This window comes from uncultured Clostridium sp., assembly GCF_910588715.1.
GTDB lineage: Bacteria > Bacillota > Clostridia > Clostridiales > Clostridiaceae > Clostridium.
In genome coordinates, this window is sequence record NZ_CAJURG010000001.1 from 598,586 (window position 1) to 625,418 (window position 26,833).

At 28.0% G+C, this 26,833-nt stretch carries 24 protein-coding genes; 2 read left to right on the forward strand and 22 right to left on the reverse strand.

Translation table 11 applies throughout. The annotated features are described in order from the left end of the window. Positions 1–64: 64 nt before the first annotated feature. From QZ321_RS02975 to QZ321_RS03055, 17 genes are all read right to left on the reverse strand, one after another. Positions 65–1,420, reverse strand: coding sequence for a PFL family protein (locus QZ321_RS02975; protein WP_294196178.1), 1,356 nt, complete (start codon positions 1,418–1,420; stop codon positions 65–67). Between the two features lie 28 nt (positions 1,421–1,448). Next, positions 1,449–1,718: an ACT domain-containing protein gene (locus tag QZ321_RS02980; protein WP_291742542.1), complete on the reverse strand. Its 270-nt coding sequence runs from the start codon at positions 1,716–1,718 to the stop codon at positions 1,449–1,451. 202 nt (positions 1,719–1,920) lie between these two features. Further along, a complete protein-coding gene (locus QZ321_RS02985; protein WP_291742539.1) occupies positions 1,921–2,376 on the reverse strand; it encodes an S-ribosylhomocysteine lyase in 456 nt (151 codons plus the stop codon). Next, on the reverse strand, positions 2,373–3,266 hold the full coding sequence (gene metF, locus QZ321_RS02990; protein WP_291749394.1) for a methylenetetrahydrofolate reductase [NAD(P)H]: 894 nt from the start codon (positions 3,264–3,266) through the stop codon (positions 2,373–2,375). The genes QZ321_RS02985 and metF overlap by 4 nt, the downstream gene beginning before the upstream one ends. Before the next feature lie 231 nt (positions 3,267–3,497). Further along, complete coding sequence (locus QZ321_RS02995) at positions 3,498–4,451, reverse strand: MraY family glycosyltransferase (RefSeq protein WP_291749391.1); 954 nt, start codon at positions 4,449–4,451, stop codon at positions 3,498–3,500. 153 nt (positions 4,452–4,604) lie between these two features. Then, positions 4,605–5,249, reverse strand: a complete 645-nt coding sequence (locus tag QZ321_RS03000) for a V-type ATP synthase subunit D (protein ID WP_291741850.1) — start codon at positions 5,247–5,249, stop codon at positions 4,605–4,607. Positions 5,250–5,252: 3 nt separating this feature from the next. Beyond that, positions 5,253–6,635 carry a V-type ATP synthase subunit B gene (locus tag QZ321_RS03005; RefSeq protein ID WP_291741848.1) on the reverse strand — a complete coding sequence of 461 codons (1,383 nt, stop codon included), beginning with the start codon at positions 6,633–6,635 and terminating at the stop codon, positions 5,253–5,255. Beyond that, on the reverse strand, positions 6,628–8,403 hold the full coding sequence (locus tag QZ321_RS03010) for a V-type ATP synthase subunit A (RefSeq protein ID WP_294196180.1): 1,776 nt from the start codon (positions 8,401–8,403) through the stop codon (positions 6,628–6,630). Before QZ321_RS03010 ends, QZ321_RS03005 begins: the two co-directional genes overlap by 8 nt. Before the next feature lie 17 nt (positions 8,404–8,420). Then, positions 8,421–8,732 carry a V-type ATP synthase subunit F gene (locus QZ321_RS03015; protein WP_291741842.1) on the reverse strand — a complete coding sequence of 104 codons (312 nt, stop codon included), beginning with the start codon at positions 8,730–8,732 and terminating at the stop codon, positions 8,421–8,423. After that, entirely contained in the window at positions 8,725–9,726 is a 1,002-nt protein-coding gene (locus QZ321_RS03020) for a V-type ATP synthase subunit C (protein WP_291749387.1), read from the reverse strand. Before QZ321_RS03020 ends, QZ321_RS03015 begins: the two co-directional genes overlap by 8 nt. Positions 9,727–9,737: 11 nt before the next feature. Continuing rightward, positions 9,738–10,322 carry a V-type ATP synthase subunit E family protein gene (locus QZ321_RS03025; protein WP_291741836.1) on the reverse strand — a complete coding sequence of 195 codons (585 nt, stop codon included), beginning with the start codon at positions 10,320–10,322 and terminating at the stop codon, positions 9,738–9,740. Positions 10,323–10,371: 49 nt separating this feature from the next. Then, on the reverse strand, positions 10,372–10,854 hold the full coding sequence (locus tag QZ321_RS03030) for a V-type ATP synthase subunit K (protein ID WP_042396194.1): 483 nt from the start codon (positions 10,852–10,854) through the stop codon (positions 10,372–10,374). A gap of 12 nt (positions 10,855–10,866) precedes the next feature. After that, positions 10,867–12,816 carry a V-type ATP synthase subunit I gene (locus QZ321_RS03035; protein ID WP_291749385.1) on the reverse strand — a complete coding sequence of 650 codons (1,950 nt, stop codon included), beginning with the start codon at positions 12,814–12,816 and terminating at the stop codon, positions 10,867–10,869. After that, positions 12,803–13,129, reverse strand: coding sequence for an ATPase (locus QZ321_RS03040; RefSeq protein ID WP_291741825.1), 327 nt, complete (start codon positions 13,127–13,129; stop codon positions 12,803–12,805). The genes QZ321_RS03035 and QZ321_RS03040 overlap by 14 nt, the downstream gene beginning before the upstream one ends. A 220-nt stretch (positions 13,130–13,349) precedes the next feature. Beyond that, positions 13,350–15,026, reverse strand: a complete 1,677-nt coding sequence (locus QZ321_RS03045; RefSeq protein ID WP_291749382.1) for a B12-binding domain-containing radical SAM protein — start codon at positions 15,024–15,026, stop codon at positions 13,350–13,352. A gap of 20 nt (positions 15,027–15,046) precedes the next feature. Next, a complete protein-coding gene (locus QZ321_RS03050) occupies positions 15,047–15,544 on the reverse strand; it encodes a hypothetical protein (RefSeq protein WP_291741818.1) in 498 nt (165 codons plus the stop codon). Between the two features lie 211 nt (positions 15,545–15,755). Continuing rightward, positions 15,756–17,033: a hypothetical protein gene (locus QZ321_RS03055; protein ID WP_291749379.1), complete on the reverse strand. Its 1,278-nt coding sequence runs from the start codon at positions 17,031–17,033 to the stop codon at positions 15,756–15,758. A 181-nt stretch (positions 17,034–17,214) separates the two neighbouring features. On the opposite strand from QZ321_RS03055, the gene spoVB reads away from it, so the two are divergent. After that, complete coding sequence (spoVB, locus tag QZ321_RS03060; RefSeq protein WP_291743723.1) at positions 17,215–18,714, forward strand: stage V sporulation protein B; 1,500 nt, start codon at positions 17,215–17,217, stop codon at positions 18,712–18,714. Positions 18,715–18,810: 96 nt separating this feature from the next. Here the strand turns inward: spoVB and QZ321_RS03065 are convergent, their stop codons facing one another. The 5 genes from QZ321_RS03065 to QZ321_RS03085 all read right to left on the reverse strand — a co-directional run bounded on the left by QZ321_RS03065 (position 18,811) and on the right by QZ321_RS03085 (position 25,233). Further along, positions 18,811–20,412: a polysaccharide biosynthesis protein gene (locus QZ321_RS03065; RefSeq protein WP_291749377.1), complete on the reverse strand. Its 1,602-nt coding sequence runs from the start codon at positions 20,410–20,412 to the stop codon at positions 18,811–18,813. Positions 20,413–20,433: 21 nt separating this feature from the next. Further along, the gene (locus tag QZ321_RS03070) at positions 20,434–21,402 is read right to left on the reverse strand and encodes an RluA family pseudouridine synthase (RefSeq protein ID WP_291749374.1); all 969 of its coding nucleotides are present in this window, start codon (positions 21,400–21,402) and stop codon (positions 20,434–20,436) included. Positions 21,403–21,484: 82 nt separating this feature from the next. Further along, positions 21,485–22,669 carry a M20 family metallopeptidase gene (locus QZ321_RS03075; RefSeq protein WP_291749371.1) on the reverse strand — a complete coding sequence of 395 codons (1,185 nt, stop codon included), beginning with the start codon at positions 22,667–22,669 and terminating at the stop codon, positions 21,485–21,487. A gap of 119 nt (positions 22,670–22,788) precedes the next feature. Next, the gene (locus tag QZ321_RS03080; RefSeq protein ID WP_291743558.1) at positions 22,789–23,181 is read right to left on the reverse strand and encodes a hypothetical protein; all 393 of its coding nucleotides are present in this window, start codon (positions 23,179–23,181) and stop codon (positions 22,789–22,791) included. A gap of 57 nt (positions 23,182–23,238) precedes the next feature. Further along, a complete protein-coding gene (locus QZ321_RS03085; RefSeq protein WP_291747681.1) occupies positions 23,239–25,233 on the reverse strand; it encodes an ATP-dependent helicase in 1,995 nt (664 codons plus the stop codon). A gap of 124 nt (positions 25,234–25,357) precedes the next feature. Here QZ321_RS03085 and QZ321_RS03090 point away from each other — a divergent pair, with 124 nt between their 5' ends. Continuing rightward, on the forward strand, positions 25,358–26,824 hold the full coding sequence (locus tag QZ321_RS03090; protein ID WP_291743569.1) for a nicotinate phosphoribosyltransferase: 1,467 nt from the start codon (positions 25,358–25,360) through the stop codon (positions 26,822–26,824). The last annotated feature ends 9 nt before the right edge of the window (positions 26,825–26,833 follow it).

The window sequence follows — 26,833 nt, forward strand, 5'->3', positions numbered from 1 at the left end:
ATAGGGCTAGTCAATAATTAATTTTATAATTATTGACTAGTCCTAAATAAATACTATTATTTATTTAATTTTTAAATGAATGAATTGGTGCTGGTATTCTTCCACCACGATTAATAAAATCAAAAGAAGAATTCTTATTTACAGCCATTACAGGTGCTGTTCCTAATAGTCCGCCAAACTCAACTAAGTCTCCTACTTTGCAATTTGGAGCTGGAATAATTCTAACTGCTGTAGTTTTATTATTGATAACCCCAATTGCACTTTCATCAGCTATAATTGCAGATAATGTTTCTGCTGTTGTATCTCCTGGTACTGCTATCATATCTAAGCCAACTGAACAAATAGCTGTCATTGCTTCAAGCTTTTCTAAATTTAACGAATTATTTAATACAGCATCTATCATTCCTGCATCTTCAGAAACTGGAATAAAAGCTCCACTTAATCCTCCAACATGACTACAGGCCATTACTCCACCTTTTTTAACTGCATCATTTAAGAGAGCCAAAGCTGCTGTTGTTCCGTGAGTTCCAACAACTTCAAGCCCCATTGCTTCTAAAATATGTGCAACAGAATCTCCAACTGCAGGGGTAGGTGCTAATGATAAATCTACAATTCCAAAAGGAGTATCTAATCTTTTAGATGCTTCATGTGCAACTAATTGACCTATTCTAGTAATTTTAAAAGCAGTTCTTTTAATAGTTTCAGAAACTACATCAAAGCTTTCACCCTTAACCTTTTCTATTGCTCTTTGAACTACTCCAGGTCCACTAACTCCAACATTTATAACTCTATCAGCTTCTCCAACTCCATGAAAAGCTCCTGCCATAAATGGATTATCCTCAACAGCATTAGCAAATACCACAAGCTTTGCACATCCAAATCCCTTTTTATCTGCTGTTAATTCAGCAGTCTTTTTTATTACTTTTCCCATTTCCTTTACTGCATCCATATTAATTCCACACTTACTAGAACCAACATTTACTGATGAACAAACCTTATTAGTTTTTGCTAAAGCTTCTGGTATTGAATTAATTAAAATTCTATCCCCTTTAGTATATCCCTTATGTACTAAAGCTGAAAAACCACCTATAAAATCTATTTTTAATTCATGTGCTGCTTTATCTAATATTTCTGCAAATTTTATATAATTACTTTCATCTGTTGCTCCTGCAATTATTGAAATAGGAGTAACAGAAACTCTTTTATTTACTATTGGAATACCAAATTCATTTGATATTTCATTTCCAACCTTAACTAAATCTTTAGCATACGTAGTTACTTTATTATATATTTTTTCCCTTGCCTTATCTCCATTGCTATCAATACAATCTAAAAGAGAAATTCCCATAGTTATAGTTCTAATATCTAACTTTTCCTCTTCTATCATCTTTATAGTTTCTAATATATTATTTGCATTCATAAATACCTCCATTTAAATAATTAATATTTTATACAGTATACATAGAATTAAATATTTCTTCCCTTTGAATTTTAACTTCAACTCCTAATTCTTTTCCCTTTAGCTCTAAAATGCCTTTAATATTATCAAAGTTATCATTACTCAATTTTAAATCCAGCATCATTATCATTGTAAAAAATTCACCCATTATAGTTTGATTAACATCTAAAATATTAATATTTAATTTTTGAAGCTCACTACTTACACCTGCTATAATTCCTACCTTATCCTTACCTATTACTGTTAAAATAGCCTTCATAATAACCTCCCAAATTAACCTTATAAATTTTCATAAATTATATTAATTCTAACTTTTAATCAGCCAATTGTCAATTTATTCCTTTTTGTCATTTCATTACTATTTAGCTATGAAGATTAAATTAATTAAGATATTTAATAAACAAAAAAATATAAAATAAAACAAGATTAAATAATAAAAATCATTTAATCTTGTTTTATTATTACTCACCATAAATATTTAAAGAAAAACCTTTTTCTAATGCTTCCCTTGCATATTCCTTAGCTCCAAATAAAGATAAATCTCTATAATTTCCACATTGAATTTCATTAGCTGCTGGTATTTCTTCGGCTTCTAAAACCTTATTTAAGGCATTTTCTAAAGCAATTTTTATTTCCTTAGTATCTCTATTACCAAAAATACTTAAATAAAATCCTGTTCTACAGCCCATTGGTGATAAATCTATAATTCCATCTAAATTATTTCTAAGCTCATGTGCTAATAAATGTTCTAACCCATGCATTGCTGCGGTTCCAAAAGCCTCCTTATTCGGCTGTAAAAATCTTATATCAAACTTTGTTACAAAATCTCCTTTTGGACTACTTAATAAACAACACTTTCTTATATATGGTGCCTTAACCTTTCTATGATCTAATTCAAAACTTTCTACCTTATTCATTTTTTGCCTCCTATATCTTTATTAATTGAATTTATAATTGTATTTATGTTACCATGTATTCTTCTTGCTACATATGGATTATTCATAGTATATAAATGAATTCCATCAACACCACTAGAAACTAAATCCACTATTTGTTCAACAGCATATGCAATTCCTGCTTCTCTTAATGCTTCCTTATCGTGTTCATACTTATTCATTATCTTAATAAACTTTTCTGGAACATAAGCTCCACATAAAGATGTTATTCTTTCTATTTGATTTTTATTTACAACTGGCATAATTCCAGCTTGAATTGGTGATTTAATTCCCAACTTTTCTTTTTCCTCTAACATATTATAAAAAAAATTATTATCAAAAAATAATTGAGAAATAAATTGAGTAGCACCCATATCTTCCTTTAATTTTAAATGCATCATGTCCTCCTTAAAGTCTCTCCCTTTAACATGACCTTCTGGATAACATGCCCCTAAAATATTAAAATCTCCCCTTTTCTTTATATGAGAAATAAGTTCATAAGCATAATTAAATTCTCCCTTAGGTTTTTCCCCAACAGGAATATCTCCCCTTAAAGCTAGTATATTTTCTATTCCTTTATTCTTTAAATCATCTAATATAATATCTATTTCCTTTTTACTAGATGATATACATGTTAAATGTGCAACAGATTCCACACCATATTTTCCTTTTACAACTGATGATAATTCAGTTGTCCTATTATTAGTTAAACTTCCTCCTGCCCCATAAGTTACACTAATAAAATCTGGCTTTAAGTCCTTTAATTCCTCTAAGGTTTCATAAATTGTATTAATGGATGATGTAACTTTAGGCGGAAATATTTCAAAGGAAAATACTAATTTCTTACTATTAAATAATTCATTAATTTTCAAAGAAATGCCCCCTTTTAATTATTTATCAGTTTTTAAACTATAATACATTGAAATAATTAAAACTCTTTAATAAATTTTTATTCTTAAATTTAAGTCTTATTCTTTTTTATAAAATAAAAAGGAGCTATATCCTATTGAAAATTTTTAATTCAATAGGATATAGCTCCTAATTTTTATTAATATATCTTATAAAAAGTTATTTTAATTTATCCTTTAAGAAACTTTTATAAACTAAAATTTTATTAGTAATAATAATATAGAAACAATACTACAAGTTAAACTAATTATACTTATAAAAGTTACTATTTGTTTATTATTTAATCCCTTTTCTTGAAGTCTATAATGAATTTGACTTCTATCTGCTTGATATATAGGTTTTCCTTCTGAAAATCTCTTAAATATAACAAATATATTATCAAATATAGGAACAGCTAAAGCTAAAATTGGTATCATTAAGCTTAATATAGTTGCACCCTTAAATGCACCATCTAAAGCAATTATACTTAAAATAAATCCTAAAAAGTTTGCACCAGAATCACCCATAAATATTTTTGCTGGATATTTATTATAATATAAAAATGCCAATACAACACCGGCTGTTATAAGAGAAAATAATAATGATGGAGGTTGACCTAATATAATAGCTGATACTGCAAAAGTTATTGCTGAAATAAATGATACACTTCCTGCTAACCCATCCATTCCATCAGACCAATTTATTACGGTAGTAACACCAAAAATCCAAGTTATAGTAAGAATAAATTGAACTATAGGTACTAATGTTATGTACTCATGAGTAAATGGATTTGTAAATCCTTCAAATGAAATTCCAGACTTAAAAACAATTACAGCAGCTAAAAGTTGAACTGCAAGTCTTGGAGTAATTCCAAATTCTCTTCCTACGCTTTTATAATAGTCATCTATTATTCCTATGATTAATATTAATAATGACCCTATAAATATTCCATACTTTTCATCAAAGCTATAATTATAAAAAACAATAAAATATGCTATAAAAAATCCAATAAACATGGCAATTCCACCACAAAGTGGAGTTTCACCCTTATGTTGTTTTCTTTTAGTAGGCTTATCAGTAAAATTATATTTAAAAGCTAATTTCATAAATATCGGTGTTAAAATAAACACACTAGAAAAAGCTATTATTATTGCTAGTAAATATTTCATCAAGTATCTCCTTAGAAATTATCATAATATGCAATATTATGTATTATATTAGCATTATACTATTAATTTAAATCATTATCAAATATATAATTAAATAAAAATTAAGGGAGCTACTTTATAAAAAGTAACTCCCAATTGTGATAATGTAAAGATTTATTCAGCTCTTGCGTTAATTATATCTTTAACCTTCATTAATCTAGTTAAAGCTCCTCTTTCATTTTCATCAAGTTTCATTCTAATAAACTTAATTGTTTCTTGTAATTGAGGAATTGTCATATACTCAAGGGCATTAACTCTTCTTCTTGTCTTTTCAATTTCATCAGCCATAAGCTGTGTTGATTTTTCAACTTCAGCTAACTCAAGTAGCTTTGGAAGTATTGATTCAAGCTTTCCTATAGCATCATCTAATTCAGAAGATGTATTGGCAAACCCATATGGATAAATGCTTCCTTCACTATCTTGTAATTGTCTGTGGAATTTCATTTGTGGAACATTAACACTCATTATGTTTTTTGTTCCTACTTCAACAGATACACTATCTTTTGGATAAGCAACTGCTTCTTCTAAGAATTCCGAACTCATTACAGCACTTGCCATAACGAAATCTTTAAACGAGCCTTCTAGTTCAAATTCAACTGATTTTCTAAGCTCATTATTATATTTAACAAGATTAATAAATTGTCTCATTAACTCGTCTTGTTTATCTTTAAGAAGCTTATGTCCTCTTGCTGCAGTAGTTAATCTTTTCTTCAGCTTAGATAGCTCCATTCTAGTAGGATTGACATTTAACTTTGCCATATTCTACTCTTCATCTCCCTTTGGCATATACTTTTCAAGATATTCATCTCTGATTCTCTTAAGCTCAGTCTTAGGAAGAATCTTAAGTAATTTCCAACCTAAATTTAAAGTTTCTTCTATTGATCTATTTGTTTCAAATCCTTGAGAAACATATTGTTCTTCAAATGCTTCTGCAAACTTAGCAAACTTCTTGTCTGTTTCTGATAATGCAGATTCACCTAAGATAGCTGATAATTCTTTAGCTTGCTTACCTTGTGCATAAGCTGAGAATAATTGGTTCATTGTATCAGCATGATCTTCTCTAGTCTTACCTTTTCCAATCCCCTTATCTTTAAGTCTTGAAAGTGATGGAAGTACATCAATTGGAGGTACAATTCCCTTTTTGTATAATTCTCTTGAAAGAATTATTTGTCCTTCTGTGATATATCCAGTTAAGTCTGGAATTGGGTGAGTCTTATCTTCTTCAGGCATTGTTAATATTGGAATTTGAGTGATTGAACCACCTCTACCATTAATTCTACCTGCTCTTTCATATAATGTAGAAAGGTCAGTATATAAGTATCCTGGGTAACCTCTTCTACCTGGAACTTCCTTTCTAGCTGCTGATACTTCTCTTAATGCTTCTGCATAGTTAGTTATATCAGTCATTATAACAAGAACATGCATATCTTTTTCATATGCTAAGAATTCAGCTGCTGTTAATGCCATTCTTGGTGTAGCTATTCTTTCGATAGCTGGGTCTGATGCAAGGTTCATAAATAATACAGCATTATCTATAGCACCAGTTTTCTTAAATTCATCAACGAAGAATTGAGATTCTTCGAAAGTTATACCAATTGCTGCAAATACAACGGCAAAGTTAGCATCTGAATTTAAAACAGTCGCTTGTCTTGCTATTTGTGCAGCTAATTGTGCATGAGGAAGACCTGATGCAGAGAAAACAGGTAACTTTTGTCCTCTTACTAGTGTATTTAATCCATCAATAGCTGATATTCCTGTTTGAATAAACTCTGATGGGAAATTTCTTGATACTGGGTTAATTGCTTCCCCATTTATATCTAATTGCTTTTCTGGTATTATCTTTGGTCCTTTGTCAATTGGATGACCCATACCATCAAATACTCTACCTAACATATCTTCTGATACGCCTAATTGAAGTGGCTTTCCTAAAAATTTAGCCTTAGTTCCTTTTAAGTTAATTCCTGAAGAACCTTCAAATAATTGAACCATTGCTTTAGAACCATTAACTTCAAGAACCTTACCTCTTCTTAATTCACCAGTTTGTATTTCAACTTCAACTAATTCATCATACTTAACTCCGCTAACTCCTTCAACAACCATTAAAGGACCAACAACTTCTGTAACCGTTCTGTATTCCTTAAGCATTAAGAACCCCTCCTTCGTTGATTAAAGCATCAATATCAGCTCTTAATTCAGCAGCAATATCATCCATCTTAGCTATATCATCTTCATGGATATACTTACTTCTTGCAATTTTATCTCTTACTTCTAAGTTTAAGATTTTATCTAAGTAAACTCCTGCATCTAAAGCTCTTTCAGCTTCTTGTCTGAATAATAATACAAGCTTTAACATTTTATATTGTTTATCTAATGAAGTATAAGTATCTATTTCATGGAAACCATTTTGTTGTAAATAGTCTTCTCTTATAGATTTAGCAACTTCTAATTTTAATCTATCTTTTTCTGATAATGCATCTATACCAACTAAGCTTACGATTTCTTGAAGACCTGATTCTTCTTGAAGTAAAGCCATTGCTTCTTGTCTTAAAGAAGACCAATCTTCAGCAACTGTTCTATTTAAGTATCCATCTACAGTATCAGCATATAAAGAATATGAGTTAATCCAGTTTATAGCTGGGAAGTGTCTCTTATATGCAAGTTGTGCATCTAATCCCCAGAAAACTTTAACTATTCTAAGTGTTGATTGTGTAACTGGTTCTGAAAGGTCTCCACCTGGAGGAGATACCGCACCAATTGCTGTAACTGCTCCTTGTCTTCCTTCTTTACCTAAACAAACAACTTTACCAGCTCTTTCATAATAATCTGAAAGTCTTGAACCTAAGTATGCTGGGTAACCTTCATCCCCTGGCATTTCTTCAAGTCTACCAGACATTTCTCTTAATGCCTCTGCCCATCTTGAAGTAGAGTCAGCCATTATTGATACTGAGTATCCCATATCTCTAAAGTACTCAGCTATTGTAATACCTGTATATATACAAGCTTCTCTAGCTGCAACTGGCATGTTTGAAGTATTAGCTATAAGTACTGTTCTTTTCATTAATGATTCGCCAGTTTTAGGGTCTTTAAGTTCTGGGAACTCATTAAGAACGTCTGTCATTTCGTTACCACGTTCACCGCATCCAACGTAAACAACTATTTCAGCATCTCCCCATTTTGCAATTTGGTGTTGAACAACTGTTTTACCTGCTCCGAAAGGACCTGGTACAGCAGCAGCTCCACCTTTAGCTACTGGGAAGAATGTATCTATAACTCTTTGACCTGTAGTCATAGGAGCTTCTGGTTTTAATTTTTGAGCAAATGGTCTACCCTTTCTTGCAGGCCATTTTTGCATAAGCTTTACTTCTTTATCACCTTTAGCTGTTTCAACAATACAAACTGTATCTACAACTGTAAAGCTTCCAGATTTAATTTCTTTAACTGTTCCTTCTATTCCAAATGGAGCCATTATTTTGTGTAATACAACAGGAGTTTCTTGAACTGTTCCTATTACATCACCAGCTTCAACTTTATCTCCAACTTTAACAGTAGGATTAAAGTCCCAAACTCTTTCTCTATTTAATGAAGTAACTGATACACCTTTTGTTAAAAATGGTGATTGAGCTACTTTTTCAAACGCATCTAGTGGTCTTTGTATTCCATCGAACATTGACTCTATAAGTCCTGGTCCAAGTTCAATACTTAAGGGTTCTCCAGTTGTAACAACTGGGTCCCCTGGCCCTATTCCTGTAGTTTCTTCGTAAACTTGGATAGATGCCTTATCGCCTCTCATTTCAATGATTTCTCCGATAAGACCTTTTTCTCCAACCTTAACCATATCATAAATATTTGCTTCGTCCATTCCTTCAGCAACAACTAAAGGACCTGCAACCTTGATTATTCTTCCGGTCTTCAAATTTCTAACCTGCCTTCCTATAAAATATTGACACCAACAGCTTTTTCCACGCTATCGCTTATTCTCTTTGAACCTATGTTTAAAGTTCCTTGATTGCTTGGAATTAATATTACAGCAGGAAGCATTTGTTTGTTATAACGCTCAATTGTTTCTTCAATTTTTGCTGCAACTTGCTCTGTTATAAAAATAACTGCGTATCCATTCATAGCCATTCTATCAACAGCAATTCTAGCTTCATCAGCTTCTACTACAGGAAATACATCAATTCCTATAGCTTTAAATGCTAAAACTGAGTCTTTATCACCAACTACCCCAATCTTCTTATACATAAATATCACGCAGCCTTTCTCTTATTACTTCCTCAGCAATATTATTAAGCTTACCTACCATAATAATTCTTATTATTTTAATTTCTGTTTCTTTAGCATAAATGTATGATAAAATTCTCTCAGGACCAAATGTTACTAGCTTACCAGTTTTCATAATATCCATAATATAATTATCACTTAACTTTTCTAAAAGATTCGCTGAATTTGTAGCTATGTATCCTTCAACACCGTCTTTTATTAAATCAGAATATACACTTGTGCTTAATTTTGAGATAATATTTTCTGGTGTTTCATTTAATATAGATACTAATGTATCTTTACTTATAGCTCCACCACTAACTAATACTTCAGAAGCAAATTCTCTTCCCTTACCTTGTTTTTTAATTCTTAGTAAAGTTCTAATATTTGTAGCATCAATAATTGCATTTACAAGTTTATCCGTAAATTTATAGTTTAAAGATTTTTTTATTTCAACTAATTCTTTAAACATATATCTATCTACTATAATATCAATATTTTGAGGATCTTTACTTTCTTCAAAATCAGCTAAAACCTCTAGAACTGCCTTTTCAACATTTCCTTTTAAGTCTCTGTAATTATCTGTATCAATTTTTCTTTTTAAATCGCTTAAATCTTCTTTTCCTAAATCTATAAGCATATCAGAAAAATCTTTATTTAAAAATTTTCCCTTTAATAAAACCTTAATATTATGGTATTTATATTTAATGCTCATTAAATCTACGATTTCTTTTACTGGGCATAGTTCATAAACTAATTTATAAACTCTCTTAAGTTCAGTGCTTAGAATTTCTTCATAATCAGCTGCTCTTTTTACATTACCCATTATATTTGCATACTCAGTTTCCCCAAGTATTTTTAAAACCTCATCAGTAGAATTAGCTTCTAACATTCTTTCTACTTTGGCTTTATCAAGGAGTCTTGTTTCCAATACCCAAATTCTTGAAAGAGCTTGAGTAAATTGCATTACATCCATACTACCCCTCCTTAATTAAATAACACCTTTGCTACTTCAAACTCTAACTCATCTCTTAATGAGCTTACTAAAGCTTCATAAGTGCTATTTATTTCTATGCCATTATTTTCTAAGATGAAACCACCCTTAAAGTTTCCTTTAGTTTCACTTAAAGTTATTTGTGCATCTATTTTCTTATTTAATTTTTCAATGAAAGCTGGAGTTACAGACTTTAATCCTGCTTCATTTAAAATTAATGTATGCTTTCCAGTTAAATTCATTGATAAAATTGTATTTTCTACAAAGCTTAAGAATTCTTTCTTAGATAACTTTGTTAATTTATCTATACTTTTTTCAAAAACTTCGTCAATAATTTCTTGCTTAGCTGCTAATTTATTATTTCTAACCTTTAATTTAGCACTAGATATTACTCTTTCTTTTTTAGATTTTGCTTCAACTTCAGCCTTATCTAAAATTTCTTGAGCAATTTCATTAGCACTATTTACTTTTTTAGAAATAATCTTATCTTTTTCTTCAGCAGCAACAGCTAAGATGTTTTCCTTTCCAGCTTCTGCATCCTTAAGGATTTTAGAAGTTATATTTTTTACATTTGACATAATTTTATATCTCCAATCTTTATGTTGCTAATGTTATTGCATGTATTAATTACATTGCCATACTTACTAGCATGAATGATATAACGAATCCTAATAATGCATAAGTTTCAACCATTGCTGATAAGATGATTCCCTTAGTGTTGTGTTCTGGTCTTTTTGCTAATATTTGAATACCTGATGCAGCAACTCTACCTTGAGCTATACCTGAGAATAAACCAGCTAAAGCGATTGGAAGACAAGCACCTATTAAGTATAAACCTTGTTCTAAAGACATTCCTGAAGACATCTTAGTGTAAGCAACGAAACCAACAACGAAACCGTATAAACCTTGTGTACCTGGTAATAATTCTAATACTAACGCTTTACCGAACTTTTCTGGCTCTTCTGTAACTAATCCTGAAGCTGCTTCCCCAACTAGTCCAACACCTTTAGCTGAACCTATACCTGATAAACCAACTGCTAATGCAACACCTAAAGCTGCAAATATTAACCCACCGTTATTTTCCATAAAAAATTGTATCCATGTATTCATTTTTTAATCCTCCTAATTTTCCTTTAAATTCATATATTTTTCTGATGCTTTAAATGGAGCAAATGCTTTTCCTCCACCTTCGTAGAATTTTGAGAAATATTCTACATATTGTAATCTTGCTGTATGAACATATGCACCTAATAAACCTAATAATAAGTTAAACACATGTGCTGCAACAAATAAGAATGGTAATAATATTATTGCAGGTCCAGTTAATGACTTCATTAATAAGTTTAATGCTCCTGCTATACATCCACCTGATAATCCTAATGCCATAAGTCTTGTATATGAAACTAAGTCTCCAATATAACTTGTTATTCCATATAATGCATATAAACCTTGACCTATTTGAGCACCTTTTGTTTTTTCTTGTCTACCACCAGTTAATACTATTACAATCATACCAAAAATCATTGCTGCTATTGCAATATATTTAACTACTGATGGCCATCCTAACATAATACAACCTGCTAATACACCAATTGATATTAATGTTATAAGCCATGAACCAACATCATAAAATGCATCTTTTGGTTTTCCTGCTTTAATAAGTGTATATGCTTTTACACATAAACCAAATAATATTTGAATAACACCAAATACTATAGAAGCAACTAAAAGAGTATTAACATCTTCAGTTGGATTTATAAGTCCAGGTATTTTTACTGCATCACCAAAGAATGAGCCGTAAATAAATCCTATAACTATTGTTGGTATACTTAAGAATAAGAAAAATCTAGCAAAATCTCTATTTTTCTTATCTAAGTTTAAGAATTTCATTGCAAAAAATGCACCAATTAACATTACTAGTCCATATCCAACGTCAGCTACCATCATACCAAAGAATATTAAGTAAAATGGAACTAATAATGGAGTGGGATCAACTTCATTATACTTAGGTAAACTATACATTTCTGTAACAGATTCAAATGTTTTATTTAGTAGTCCATTTTTTAACTTAACTGGTACTATGTCAACTTCATCTTCTTTTACGTCTTCAAATGTTATATAGTAATCACCCTTTAAAACTTCTTTACATATATTTTGTAATTCTTCGTTCTTTTCTACTTCACACCATCCTTGAATTGCAACAGTATTAGTAGTTCTTAAGAAATTATTTGAAGCTTTATATCTTAATACAGCATTTGTAAGATAATCATATACCAGCTTCATTTTTTTGTAGTCTTCTTCAAAAGAAGTTATTTCTTCTTTTACAAAGAAAGTTTTTGACTTTAACTCTTCTATTTCATGAGCATGATTTGTTATAACTACTTGTGGTAATTCATCAAACTCTGACTTAAAAGAACTAAATCCAAATCCTCTTAAAACATTTAAAACTTCATCATGTCTTTCTTTTAAAGCCACGACTATTATATTTATGTCGTTATTACCTCTTGAGATAATTTCAACATATTCAGAATTTAAACTTTCATTTAATTGCATTTCATATTGCTTTGAAATACTTCCAATAAAAGTTGATACTGAGTTTAGCTCATTTAGAGCTTCAAAAGAAATATCTAAGGCTTGCCATGGAGTTAAAACTTCAATTTCACCTTCTAGCTTAGTAATCTTACTTTCTATGCCATGAAGCTCTTCTTCCTTTTCCTTAACTTTACAATAAATTTCATTCCAGTTAATTTTCTTAACTTCGTTTTCTAATTCATCAATAGTTAAGTTTTCCTTGTCATCCTCTAATGATTTTAAACCTGACTTTTTAGGCATATAGTTAGTTAAAAAGTCTAGAGTAGTTTTAGCCTTTGATAAATCTTCTTCATACTTTGCAATGTTTGAATCTACTTCATCTTTATTAAGAGACTTTAGCTCTTCATTAGCTTCTAACAAATTTTCATCTTGTAAATTTATAAATTCTACATTTGAAAATCCTTGTAGCTTACGAAGAAGTTCTTCCTTTTTAGATTCAAAAGTAAGCAAAGTGAATTTGTTCATCTTAACTATTGCCATGAATCTTCACTATCCTCTCAACAACTATATTAATAGCATTATCTTTTAAATCTTGAGACATATTTTTTATAGCCTCTATTTCTTTTTCTCCCATCTTTAAGATAGGTTTTGCATTACTATTTCCTTCTTCTAAAGCAGCATTTAATAAGTTATTAGCTTTTGTCTTTGCATTACTTACTATTTCATCATATTTGATGTTAGCTTCTTTAGTAGCATTATTAACAATTTCTTTTGCATTTTGCTTAGCACTTGAAATTATTTCTTCTGCTTTTTTCTCAGCTTCTTTTATCTCATTAATTGCTTCTAGCGCCAAAATCTCACCACCTTTACTATATACAACTTGGATAATATAAACATTAATACTTTATATAGTATTAATTACTTTTTATCTTAATTTTAATTATACACTGTTTTTACAAATTTTCAACTTTTTTTTGTTAACATTTCCTAAACAAGCTTTTAACATTACAATAAATATACATTTTTCAACAATTATACATTTATTTAATTATTTGTACTTAACTTGTGTAGTATTAGTTTGATTTTATTTTGCTAGTTATATCAATCATTTCGCCGTTATATGAACATAAGAAATATGTTTTTTCCTTATTTAAAAAGTTATTGTTAACAAAATCATTTATATTTATATCAAAGCTTTCAATATAATAATCTCTAAAAGAATATTCTTCTCTTAGGATATCCTTAATTTCGCATTCTACTCTCTTTTCTAATCCCCTTCCTAAAAATTCTGGCATACCTCTTCTTTTATTAAACCTTAAATAATCATACTTTATTATGTCACGTAGTATTTCATTATCTAATTTTGTTATTTCCACATTAAAATCTAAAAATACTTTATAATATTCGCTATTTCCTATATTCCTATCAAAGTATCCCCTTTTATCAAAATATTCCCCTAAGCTTAAGTAAAAGTCATATGGAGTTTCAAAACTCTTTATTAAATATTTTATTATATTATTAAATTTTTGAGAGTTATAATATTTATCAACCATTCCTTCTACTTTTTTTAGTATTAATAATTCATCATATGATATATCTTTAGTTTGTAATATTTCATAAGGAGGATAGGGTGAATATTTCATTCCATAATCTTCAGCTTCTTCTCTCATAGATGAGCCTCTAAGTAGTTTTAAAAATCCTAATTGAATTTCTTCTGGTTTTATACTATAAACATCATTAAATGATTTTTTAAAAGATATTATATCTTCTCCTGGTAATCCTGCTATTAAATCTAAATGTTGCTTAATATTTTTAATTTCAAGTAATTCTACTACTTTTTCTTTTATATCACTAAAATTAACAAATCTGTTTATTTTATTTAATACCTCATCATTAGTTGTTTGAACTCCAACTTCAAATTGAAATCTATCCTTTGGTGCTTTTCTTAATAACTCTAATTCTTCTTGCTTTAATATATCTGCTGAAATCTCAAAGTGAAATTGTGTGCTTGTATCTGCATTTATTAAAAATTCCCATATAGCCATTGAAAATTTAGAATTACAATTAAAAGTTCTATCAACAAATTTAACTAATCTAACCTTTTTATCTATAAAATATTGTAACTCTCTTTTTACTCTTTCTATATTTAAAAATCTAACACCATGAGTAGTAGAAGAAAGACAATACTTACAATTAAAAGGACATCCCCTAGAGGCTTCATAGTATACTATTTTATTATCTAAGTTTTCATCTTTTTTATATGGAAACACTATTTCATCCATATTCATAAGCGGTCTGCTTCCATTACTAAAAACTTCGTTGTTTTCTTTAAAATATAAGCCTCTAATATCTTTTAGGTTTCTATCTCCAAGTAAATACTCTATAAATTCTCTATATGTTTTCTCTCCCTCTCCTTGAATTATATAATCTCCTGAAAGCTCTTTTAACATATTTAAGCTATCATAAGAAACTTCAGGACCACCATAAACAATTTTTATATTTTCATCTACCAATCTTATTAAATTAGATAATCTTTTTATCACTTCTATATTCCAAATATAAGTTGAAAAAGCTACTACATCAGCTTTTTCCTTAATTATCTCTTCTAATATTTTTTCATCTCTATCATTAATTGAAAATTCTCTTATTTGACAATCGTAATTCATATCCTCTGTAAATGCTTTTAAATATCTAACTGCTAAATTACTATGAACAAACTTTGAGTTTATTGCTGTTAATAAAACTTTCATGTTTTTCTTCCTTCCTTTTGTTATTTTATTTTTTCAGCTCTTATAAAGAAAATATCCTCCCAAACCTTTTCTTCTTTTATATCATATATATTACTTAACATTTTTTTTGTATCATCTATATTAGATTTAGAAAGTGGATTTAAATTCTTAAATTCAAATTCCTTTGTCTTTCCTGATGGTAATACTGCCATGACCTTATTATTTGATACTTCTCCAATTTCTTTATTTATATCCCATATATATATTTCTCCTCCAACCTTAACAAGCTTACTTGCTTCTTTAATTAAATTAAATTTATTAGAATCTCTCCATATGCTACTTAAATAAAAAAATACTGTACAAGTATCGTATTCTCCATAAGTATTTTTCTCATCAATTGTACCTTCTAACATATCAACTGAAACTTCATCTATAGTATCCTTTGAAAGATTATAAATTACACCATAGCTTTCTCCAACATCTAAAACATCACCTGTTAATTTTACACCACTTAAATTTAATATAATTGTTTTTCCCATAAATACCACTCCCAAAAATAAAATTTTAACCTTTATACATTTTACTATTATATTTATATAATTATGTAGCTTCTTTTAAGTTATAATCATGTTTTTTATTATGTATTCAAATGAAGTAGTATTTATTCTTACCTTTGTTATATTACATCATTTATCTATATTAATGCAAAAAAATATTTTGAAAATAAATTTCAAAATATTTTAAATACATCTATTTATTTTTTATAATTTTATTTTTATACATTAAAGCTACTACTATTGTTATTATAAAAATTACAATAAATATCCAAATTACATTGGGTAAATTAAACATACTTGCATTTTCTTGCCCTGATATTTTATATAAACATCCTCCTGCACTGTCTAATATATATATATTACTATCATTATACTTTATCTTTTCTATATGAGCTTCTTTATCTAATGCTAATATAGCTTTTGAAGTATCATTTTCAGTTAAAACATATATATAATTTTCTACGTTATCTGCAAATATTACTGTATCTTTTGGAAAACACTTTCCTTCATAATCAATAGTTAAACCACTTAACGCTGATACCTTATCATGTTGGTATCTTGGTCCTAAAGTAACTTCTGTTGGATGATTTGCTATAACAAAGGATAATTTGTTAGTTCCATCTGAAAATCTTGGAGATGTAATTGGATCTCCTCCACTAAAGTCTGGCCATCCATACCAAGATTTTTCTTTTATATCATATATATAGTCTACATCATCTTTAACAGGTCTTAAACCTACATCTTCCATCCCACCAACTATAGCTGTTAATTTTCCTATGCTATTTACAGCTAATCCTTCAATATTTCTAATTCCTGTAGCATATGTTATAAATTCATTACTATTTAAATCATATCTTAAAATACTTGCATTACTTAAAATACTTTCTTTAATTTTTTGACCTTCAATAGCTACTTGTCTAAATGGCATAAATCCATAATTATTATTATAGCCTATTCCAGTTGAATTCCATTCAAAAGAAGCCTTATCTTCAATTTTATTATTTTCATCAACAATGCCTGAATTTGTATTAGAACCTATGGTAACATATAAATATTCTCCATTTAAAATAATATTTGTTTTGCAATTTAGTCCATTATTAGGCAATCCAGTAATAAGCTCTACAAATGACTTTTCATTTATGTTATATAGTAATATTCTGTTATCACTAGCAATTATAATACTTCTGTTATAGCAAACTATATCATATATATTTAATTTATTGTCGTAAACTAAAATTTCTTCCTTATTATCTTTATTTATAACCTTGATAATATCTTTAAAGGCTATGTATAAATTATTTTCCTTATCAAAATCAAAAGATACTGCCCCATCTAATCCCTTTGTATTTATAGACCAATCTACATTTTTATAAATAAGATTTAAATCATATCTATTACTAAGTTTATAAATTCCAAAGGATAAAGTCACAACTATTATCGAAAACACTAAAAACTTAAAAAACCTCCACATTACTCCTTCCCCCTTTATATTTTTATTTATATTTTTTCACTAATAAAATATTACTTAATAATTAAATAATAAATACTTAATATCATATTATCTTATTTTACCGAATAAGTATTAATGTAATTAACTAGAAAGCTTACACTTAAAAACTACTTGTAAACTTTACTTAAGGGGGCTAATTAACTTGGAGAAAGATATATTTTTTAAAAATTCATTTTTTCTTACAGCAGCTAATATAACAACTGGAATACTTGGCTTCATCTTCTCTATGTATTTAAATAATTTAGCTGGACCTGAAGGTGTTGCCCTTTATGGTTTAGTAATGCCTGTATATAATCTTTTTATTTGTTTAATGACAGCTGGTATTATTGCTGCTATTTCTCAAAGAGCTGCAATATATAGTTCTAAAGGAGAATATAATAATTTATTTAAAACTATTAGATCTGTTGCTTTTTTTAACATAATTTGGTCTATCGTCATAGGATTTTTAGTTTTTTTTCTAGCTCCATACATAAGTCAATATGGTATAAAGGATGCAAGAACATTAAATGCTATTAAAGTAACTTGTCCTGCAATGGTATTTATTGCCCTTTCTAATATATTGAAAGGATTTTTTTATGGAACTTCTAAAATTACAGTACCTGCCATTGTAGATATTTTTGAAAAAGCTATGAGAATTATAACTATTGCTTTATTAATATATATTTTTAAAGCTCAAACATTATCTTCTCTCGTAACACTCGCTTATGTATCCCTTGCTTTAGGAGAATTGCAAAGCTTACTATTATTATTTTGTTATTATAAATATACGAAAAATAAAATGCCTTCTAGTAATGAAATGCCAGAAAGCAGAGCTCAACTTATTTTTAATGTTTTAATAATATCCTTACCCTTATGTTTGAATGGATTTTTAGGAAATGCTTTTTCAACGGTTTCAACTTTAGTTGTTCCAAGACAGTTAGTAGCATCTGGACTTGATTATAGTTCTGCTCTTAATTTAATTGGTAGATTTAACGGAATGGCTTTAACTATTGTTACCTTTCCACTTATAGTTGTTAACTCAATTAATACATTACTTGTTCCAGATTTATCTCAAACTATAAGCAGTGGTGATTATTATAATGCTTCTACAAGAATTAAAACAATTTTAAAAGTTGCATTCTTACTAGGTATGGCTACAACAGTTATATGTCAAATAATTCCTGACTCCCTTGGAAAAATGTTTTTCCAAAGAGATGATTTAGGCTTATATATTAGGCTTGCTTCTTTAGCAGCACCTATTTTCTTTGTGGCTAATACAATGTTTGGAATATTAAATGGGTTAAATAGACAAAGTATTATTTTAAGAAATTCTATAATTATTTCTATTACTGAAATATTATCTCTTTACTTTTTTACTGCAATTCCAAGTATAAATATTTTTTCTTACGTTATAACAATATTTCTTACCTCTACTCTTGGGCTTATAATAAATTTGCATGAAGTAAAAAAGCACATTGAATTAAATTTATCAATTTTTAATATAGTAATTTTTGCACTTACAGGAATTTTGGTTTATTTAACATTAAATTTATTCACTAATAGATTTTTAAGTGATTTATTTTTAGTTAAAAATATACTTATAATAACATTAACCTTTAGTATTTTTGCTTACCTAAGTAGATTTGGACTAGATGAAGATTAATAAATAAAAAAATAATCTCTATGATATTTATATAGAGATTATTTTTTATTAACAATATATTATTATTACTTTTAAATATCTAATTTTTATTTGCTATTACATATTTTTTCTTAAAAATCTTGGTAACATTGTAAATATTCTTGGTGAAATCATATCTAAATCCTTTTTATTAATTCCACCTAACATAATCATACTAATAAAATATACCGCTCCTCCAATAGATACCAATATTAAAACAAATATGCTAGTTAATAATCTACCACCTTCAAGAATATTCATTATTCTTTCAACTGGAATCTTACATAAGTAAATTGTTAACGCCATTATGCAAGATGATATAACGGGCATTATCCCTAATTTAATTATAGGAATTCTTATTTTAAATATTTTTCTTAACCTATTATGATTTATTATCGTAGGAACAAGGAATGCAAAGAAGCTTGCAAAAACTGCTCCTAATATATTAACATCTTTTATTCCCACTAAAATATAATTAATAACAAACTTTATTACAATACTTAAAAAAGCTGTACTTAAAACTAAATATAGTTTGTTCATTCCTTGAAGAATTGTATTTTGAATAGCTGATAAAGACATTAAAACTAATACAACTGAACCATACATAAGTAATTGATATCCTTCAGTGCTACCATAAATCATTGTATATACATCTTTACTTAACATAGATAGACCAAATGCAGCTGGAATTGTAACTAAGTATGTTAATCTAAAGCTATATGATATTTGTGACTTTAATTCTTTTCTATTTTTGACTGTAAAAGCTTGAATTATTCTTGGAAATACAGCTGCACTTAAAGCTGTTACAATCGATAATGGAACATATAGTAAAGTATTATAACATCCTAATATTCCAAATAGTTCTTCTGCATTACTATCGGAAAATCCTGAAGAAAGAAGCCTTGCCTTTACATTAATTGTATCTATCATTCCACTTGAATTTTGCAATGCTGCAACTAATATAATAGGAACCCCATATTGTATAAGCTTTTTTAAAATCTTCCTATCACTAAAATGACTTTCAGAGCTTTCATTTTCTATATTTTCTGCAAATCCTTTTTTATCATAAACTATAAGTATGAATATTAGTGCAACAACTGCTCCTATAGTAGTACCAACTGTTCCTCCTGCACTTCCCCATTCAACACTTATGCTTATAAAAACAAATGCAAAAGCTAAACTTAATACTACATTTACAATTTGCTCTATAACTTGAGATACTGCTAAAGTTTTCATTTCTTCAATTCCTTGAAGATATCCCCTGTATGTTGCTAATATACAACTAAAAAATACTGTTGGAGCTAAAAACATTAACGATAATGTAACATTTTCCCATTGTGTTAATTTGGCAATAGGCTTTATAAGTAGCATAAATCCAATTGTAATTATTGCTCCTATTATAGCTAAATACCTTCTTGATAACCTCATAGCCCTTAATGCATCTTCCTCATGCCCTAAAGCTCTTAACTCTGATACAACCTTTGCAACAGCTGGTTGAGCACCTAGACTTGTAATAGCTAATATAAATACAAAGTAACTATAACTTGCATTATATATTCCTATTCCTTGTTTACCAATTATAGCTCTTAATAATGGTATATATGCAGCTGAAAGTATTTTAACTAATATTCCAGCTACAGATAAAATAAGAAAACTACGCCCCACTGACTTCTCTTCCATAACTTTCCCCTTTATATTTTCTTATATAGTAAATTTAAATACATCCTTCTTTATTTTCTTAAACATTGGTGGAAGGGATTCTGCTATTGTTTTATTTTTTAAGTATTCTAACTTTCCATAAGCACCCTTAAATATTAATTTATAAGCATAAAGGAATTGATAGTTTAATCCAAACTTATTATCAAAAAATGAATTTAATTTTCTATCCCCATATTTAAAATCACCTATGATAGGATTTCCTAAGTGAGTTAAATGTGCTCTAATTTGATGGCTTCTACCTGTAATAAGATCAATTTCAAGCAGTGAATATGCTCCATTAGTTTGAACTGTTTTCACTTCCATAGAAATTTCTTTTGTGTTAGGTCTTTTTTCATCATATACTTTTGATATATTTTCATTTTCATTTTTTGAAATATAACCTTTGTATATTCCATCTTTTATTTTTCCTTTAACTAAGGCATTATAATATTTTTTTACATTTCCTTCTCTTATCATTTCATTCATTGTTCTTAATGCTTCGAAGTTCTTTCCAAATATAACAACACCTGAAGTATTTCTATCTAATCTATTACATGGCGCTGGTGTAAATGTCTTTTCTTTTTCTGGCATGTAATCACCTTTTCCATGTAAATATGATAATACATAATCAGTAAGTGAAGCATTAGCTCCCTTTTGGTCTGGATGAACTAAAACACCTGGCCATTTTTCAACTATTAGTATATTATCATCTTCATAAGTAATCATAAGTCCACTATAATTTACTTTTATAAATGAGTCTTCTTTTTTTTCTTGTTTGCTTTGGATGTATTTTATTTCAATAACATCACCTAATTCTAATGAATAATTTTCTTTTTTCTTAATTCCATTTACTCTTATGTCGCCTTTTCTTAATCCTTTAAATATAGCACTTAAAGGTACATCTTTTAAATATTTTCTCAAAAACTTATCTAGTCTTTGACCTGCTTCATTTGTTCCTATTTCAATTTTCAAAAAATCAACTCCTATATTGTTTATATGAAACAATTTATCTTCTTTGGATACTTTTTCATTATATTAGATTAATATTATTTTTTTAAGTTGTCAAATAATTTATAGCAACTGCGCATTGAATTGCTACTCCAATAGGCAATGCATCTTCATCTATATCAAATAAACTATTGTGTGCTGGATGGATTATTCCTTTTTCTTCATTCCTAATTCCTAAAAAATAAAATACAGATGGTACTTCATTTGCAAAATAAGCAAAACTTTCTACACCTAATTTAGGATTTTTTTGAAGTTTAACATTTTCATCTCCTATAATGCTTTTTGCAGAATCTTCTAATATTTTCACCATATTGTCATCATTATATAAGCAAGGATACGACTCTTCTATTTCAATTTCTGAACTTCCTCTAAAAGCTAAGCAAACTCCATTTACTATTTCTTTTAATCTTCTCTTTGCAAATTCTCTGTCTTCGCTTGTCATTGTTCTTATTATTCCTGCTAGTTTTACTTCATTAGGTATTATATTTTGTGCTGTTCCACCATGAATACTTCCTATTGTTACAACTGATGGATTTACAGGTTTTATTTCTCTACTAACTATACTTTGCAAAGATGTAACAACATGACTTGCCATAACTATTGGATCAACTGCTGTATCTGGATAAGCACCATGTCCCCCAGAACCTTTTATTGTAATTTTAAATGGATTAGAAGCTGCATTTACTGTTCCTCTTTTTACCATTATCATTCCAGCATCTAAAGTTTCTTCTACATGTAATCCACACATAACATCTACTTTAGGATTATTTAAAACACCTTCTTCTATCATTACACGTGCTCCACCTGTAGTTTCTTCAGCTGGTTCAAATATAAGCTTTACAACTCCATTAAATTTATCTTTATTTTTATTTAATAGCTTTGCCACACCTAATAAAATAGTAGTATGTCCATCATGTCCACAAGCATGCATTTTCCCATTAACTTTTGAAGAATAACTACAACTTTTTTTATCCTGCATTGGTAATCCATCAATATCGGCTCTTAAGCCTATTACCTTTTTATTTTCTCCTTCTTTAGTTCCTCTTATAATTCCACATACACCAGTACCAGCAAATTCATTAAATTCTATACCTTCTCTTGTTAAAAACTCTTTTATAAATTTAGATGTATTAGTTTCTTCAAATCCTAATTCTGGATATTGATGTAATGTTCTTCTTACTTCTATTAATTCATCTTTAATGTTATTTGCTTCTATAATAAAATCTTTCATAAATCCAAAAACTTCTCCCATAAAAATTTACAGGCTTATATTTTAAAATATAAGCCTATTTAGATTAATTATATATTATGAACTCTTTTTATTCAATTAATTTGATAATCTATCTCATTTTAATTTTGTCTTAACATCTTTTCTAATTCATAAAGTCTAAATCTATCCGGTTGCTGAAATTCTGCATCTGAAGATCTTTTTTCTATAAGTTTTTTATATTCTTCAAATTGAGCATCTCCTAGTTTTTTTCTTATTATATTTAATTCACACTCTTGAATATATTCTCTCTCCTCTTGAGATAGTGCCATATATTTATTTAATTTCGAAATTATTTCATTTAAGTTTTTTTTCTCTTCTTCACTAATTAAGCTATTATTTTTTTCAATAAATTGTTCTATTTTTTTACCCTCTTCTGGAGAAAAAGCATAAGCTTTATTTATAAACATATTTAAGCTTAAAATAATAATAATCATAGATAAAGGCATTTTTATATATTTTTTATAATTACACATAGTAAATCCACCTTTTACAAAAGATTTTATATATTTATTATTACCCTTTTTTTAATATTAATTTATTAATATTATTAAGTTATTTTCCATTAATACTCTTAAAGAAAAGCTTCTATCTATATCATTTGTAAATTTTAAAGTTATTTTATCTCCATTTATTGACTTTACCTTTGCATCTCCATATTGCCTATGATATAAAGTATCACCTTTTTTAATTCCATAATCTACATAGCTACTTTCCTCTTCTAAACTACTTTCTAATATAAATCTAGATACTTTACTAAACTTTCCTCTAATAGTCTTAGGCGAAAATACATAAAGATTTTTTATAGCTCTAGTGATTGCAACATAAAAAAGTCTTCTTTCTTCTTCTAAATTTTCTTCTATGGATGACTTATGCGGAATTGTTTCTTCTACACAATTAATAATAAATACATTTTTAAATTCCATTCCCTTAACACCATGTATCGTGCTTAAAATTACACCATCTTGAACTATCTTACTTTTTTCTATTTCTTCTTTAACATTATTAACATGCTTTAAAAATTCTGGTATAGTTCTAAATCCTTCTATAGATTCTTTAAATTCCTCTAATACATCTTCTAAATCGCTAAAATTTTGATTAAATTTACTTGAATACTCTTTTAAATAATCAATATATCCTAATGAAGAAATTATGTACTGCACAGCACTTCCTAAAGAAATTTTATTTAAATATAAAATTTCTTTTTTTAAATCGTCTAATTTTTTTGCTTGAAAATGTGGTGTATCATTTTTATCTATAAGAATATCAAATACATTTTTATATTCTTTATAATTATTTACATAGCTTAAATTACTTTTACTAATATATCTAAAGGGTTTATTTATTATAAAGCTAAATGCTTCTCTATTATATGGATCTATTGATAATATTAAATAATTTATTATATCTTTACATATAAAATGCTCAAAAAAATTATATCCCTTATCTAATAAAACAAATGGAATTTTTCTTCTTGTAAAAGTATCTATTAAACTTCTTGCTTCCATATTTGTTCTATATAATATTGCATTATTACTATATTCCTCTCCAATAAAACCCTTAATTATTTTTACTATCTCTTCACCCTGCACAAACTCATTGTAAGGTTTTATAAATTTTATAATTCCTTTTTCAGCTTCAAAAGCTAATATCTCTTTATTATTTCTACCAAAATTATTAGAAATTAAATTTTTAGATATATCTATTATGTTCTTTTTACTTCTATAGTTCGTTGATAAGTATACTTTTTCTCCATTTAAAAATACTTTATTAAAATTAACCATATATTCAGGTTTTGACCCTCTAAAGGAATAAATACATTGATCTTCATCCCCTACTGCAAATAATTCATTCCCACCATTTATAATTCTTAAAAACTCTATTTGAAGCTCATCACAATCTTGAAACTCATCTACTAAAACATATTTAAATAAACATTTATATTTATTTAATATATTAGGATTATTTTTAAATAAATATAATACCCTCACAGATAAATCATCAAAATCCCAAAGTTTTTCCTTCTCCTTTTGCTTTTCATATTGTTCATAACATTCTTTAAAAATTTCTATAGATATTGATGGCGAAAAGTTTTCTAAGCTTCCTAAGGAAGTTTTAAATAATGATATATTGTTTAAAACTTCTCTAACTTTATCATCATTTACATCATCAAAATATCTTCCCAATACGTTTTTTATTATTCCATGGCCCTTTCCATTTTCAATTATTTTTATATCAAAACCTTCTCTTAATAAAATCTTATAAAACAATCCATGAAATGTTCCAAAAAAAGGTGCTATATCCTTTTTAAAAAATCTCTTATATCTTGACTTCATATTTTCCGCTGCTGCTCTTGTGAATGTTATAACAATTATATTTCCAATTCTTACTTTTCTTTCTTCAATAAGATGATTAACTCTATTTATTATAACTGTAGTTTTTCCACTTCCAGGAGCTGCTACTACTAAAGTATTTTTACTCTTAATATTTATTGCTTTCATTTGGTGATTATCTAATTTTAGCTTCATAAAAACTCCTTAAATTTAATATATCTTAATCTTTACCATTATTATAATAATAAATAACTATATTGTAATAATTTATATATAGTTGTACAATATTCTTAGGTATTTTTCAAAAAAGGAGATAAAAATGGAAAATTTAATGAGATTTGATGTTACTAATGAAAGAAATCTTACAATGCTTGTAGATTTTTACGAATTAACTATGGCTAATGGGTATTTTAATAAAGGAGTACAAAATAGAATTGCATATTTTGATATGTACTTTAGAAGAGTACCTGATGGTGGTGGATACTGCATAATGGCTGGAGTTGATCAACTTATTCAATATTTAAATAATTTATCATTTACTGAATCTGATATTAGATATTTAGAAGAAAAAAATATTTTTTCACAAGAATTTTTAGATTATTTAAGAAACTTTAAGTTTGAATGTGATGTTTGGGCTATTCCTGAAGGAAATCCAGTTTTTCCAAATCAACCACTAGTTACAGTTAGAGGTCCTGTTGTACAAGCTCAATTTATAGAAACAATGATACTTTTAACTATAAATCACCAAACATTAATAGCTACAAAAGCTAATAGAATTTGTAGGGCTGCTGATGGTAAAACAGTTATGGAATTTGGTTCAAGACGTGCACAAGGTTATGATGGTGCTATATATGGCGCAAGAGCTTCTATAATAGGAGGTTGTGACTCTACTGCATGTACAATTGCTGATAAATACTTTGATGTTCCTGCTGTTGGTACAATGGCACATAGCTGGGTTCAACTATTTGATACTGAATATGAAGCTTTTGAAGCTTGGGCTAAAACTTATCCTGACAATTGTTCATTATTAATTGATACTTATAATGTGCTTAAATCTGGATTACCTAATGCTATTAAAGTTTTTGATGAAATTCTAAAACCACTTGGTAAAAGACCTAAAGGAATAAGAATTGATTCTGGAGATATAACTTACCTAACTAAAAAATGTAGAAAAATGCTTGATGAAGCTGGGTATAATGATTGCAAAATAATAGTATCTAACTCTTTAGATGAACATATAATAAGAGATGTTTTAGCTCAAGGTGCTTGTATTGATGCATTTGGAGTTGGAGAAAGATTAATTACTGCAAAATCTGAACCTGTATTTGGTGGAGTTTATAAACTTGTAGCTATTGAAAAGGGTTCTGAAATTATTCCTAAAATAAAGATTAGTGAAAATAGCGAAAAAATTACTAATCCTGGTTTCAAAAAAATCTATAGGTTATTTGATAAAAATACTGATATTGCAATAGCTGATATTATTTCTTTAAATAATGAGAAAATAGATGAAAATTCTGAACTTGAAATTTTCCACCCAGTTCATACATGGAAAAGAAAAGAAATAAAGAACTTCTATGCAAAAGAATTATTAGTTAAAATCTTTGAAAAAGGAGAACAAGTTTACTCTTCTCCTTCAGTATTAGAAATTAAGGAATTTTCTAAAAAAGAAACAGCTAAATTATGGCCTGAAATTTTAAGATTTGAAAATCCTCATACTTATTATGTTGATTTATCTAAAGAACTTTGGGAATTAAAAAGAGAGCTTTTAATGGAAAAGGGTCATTAAAAAAACAAT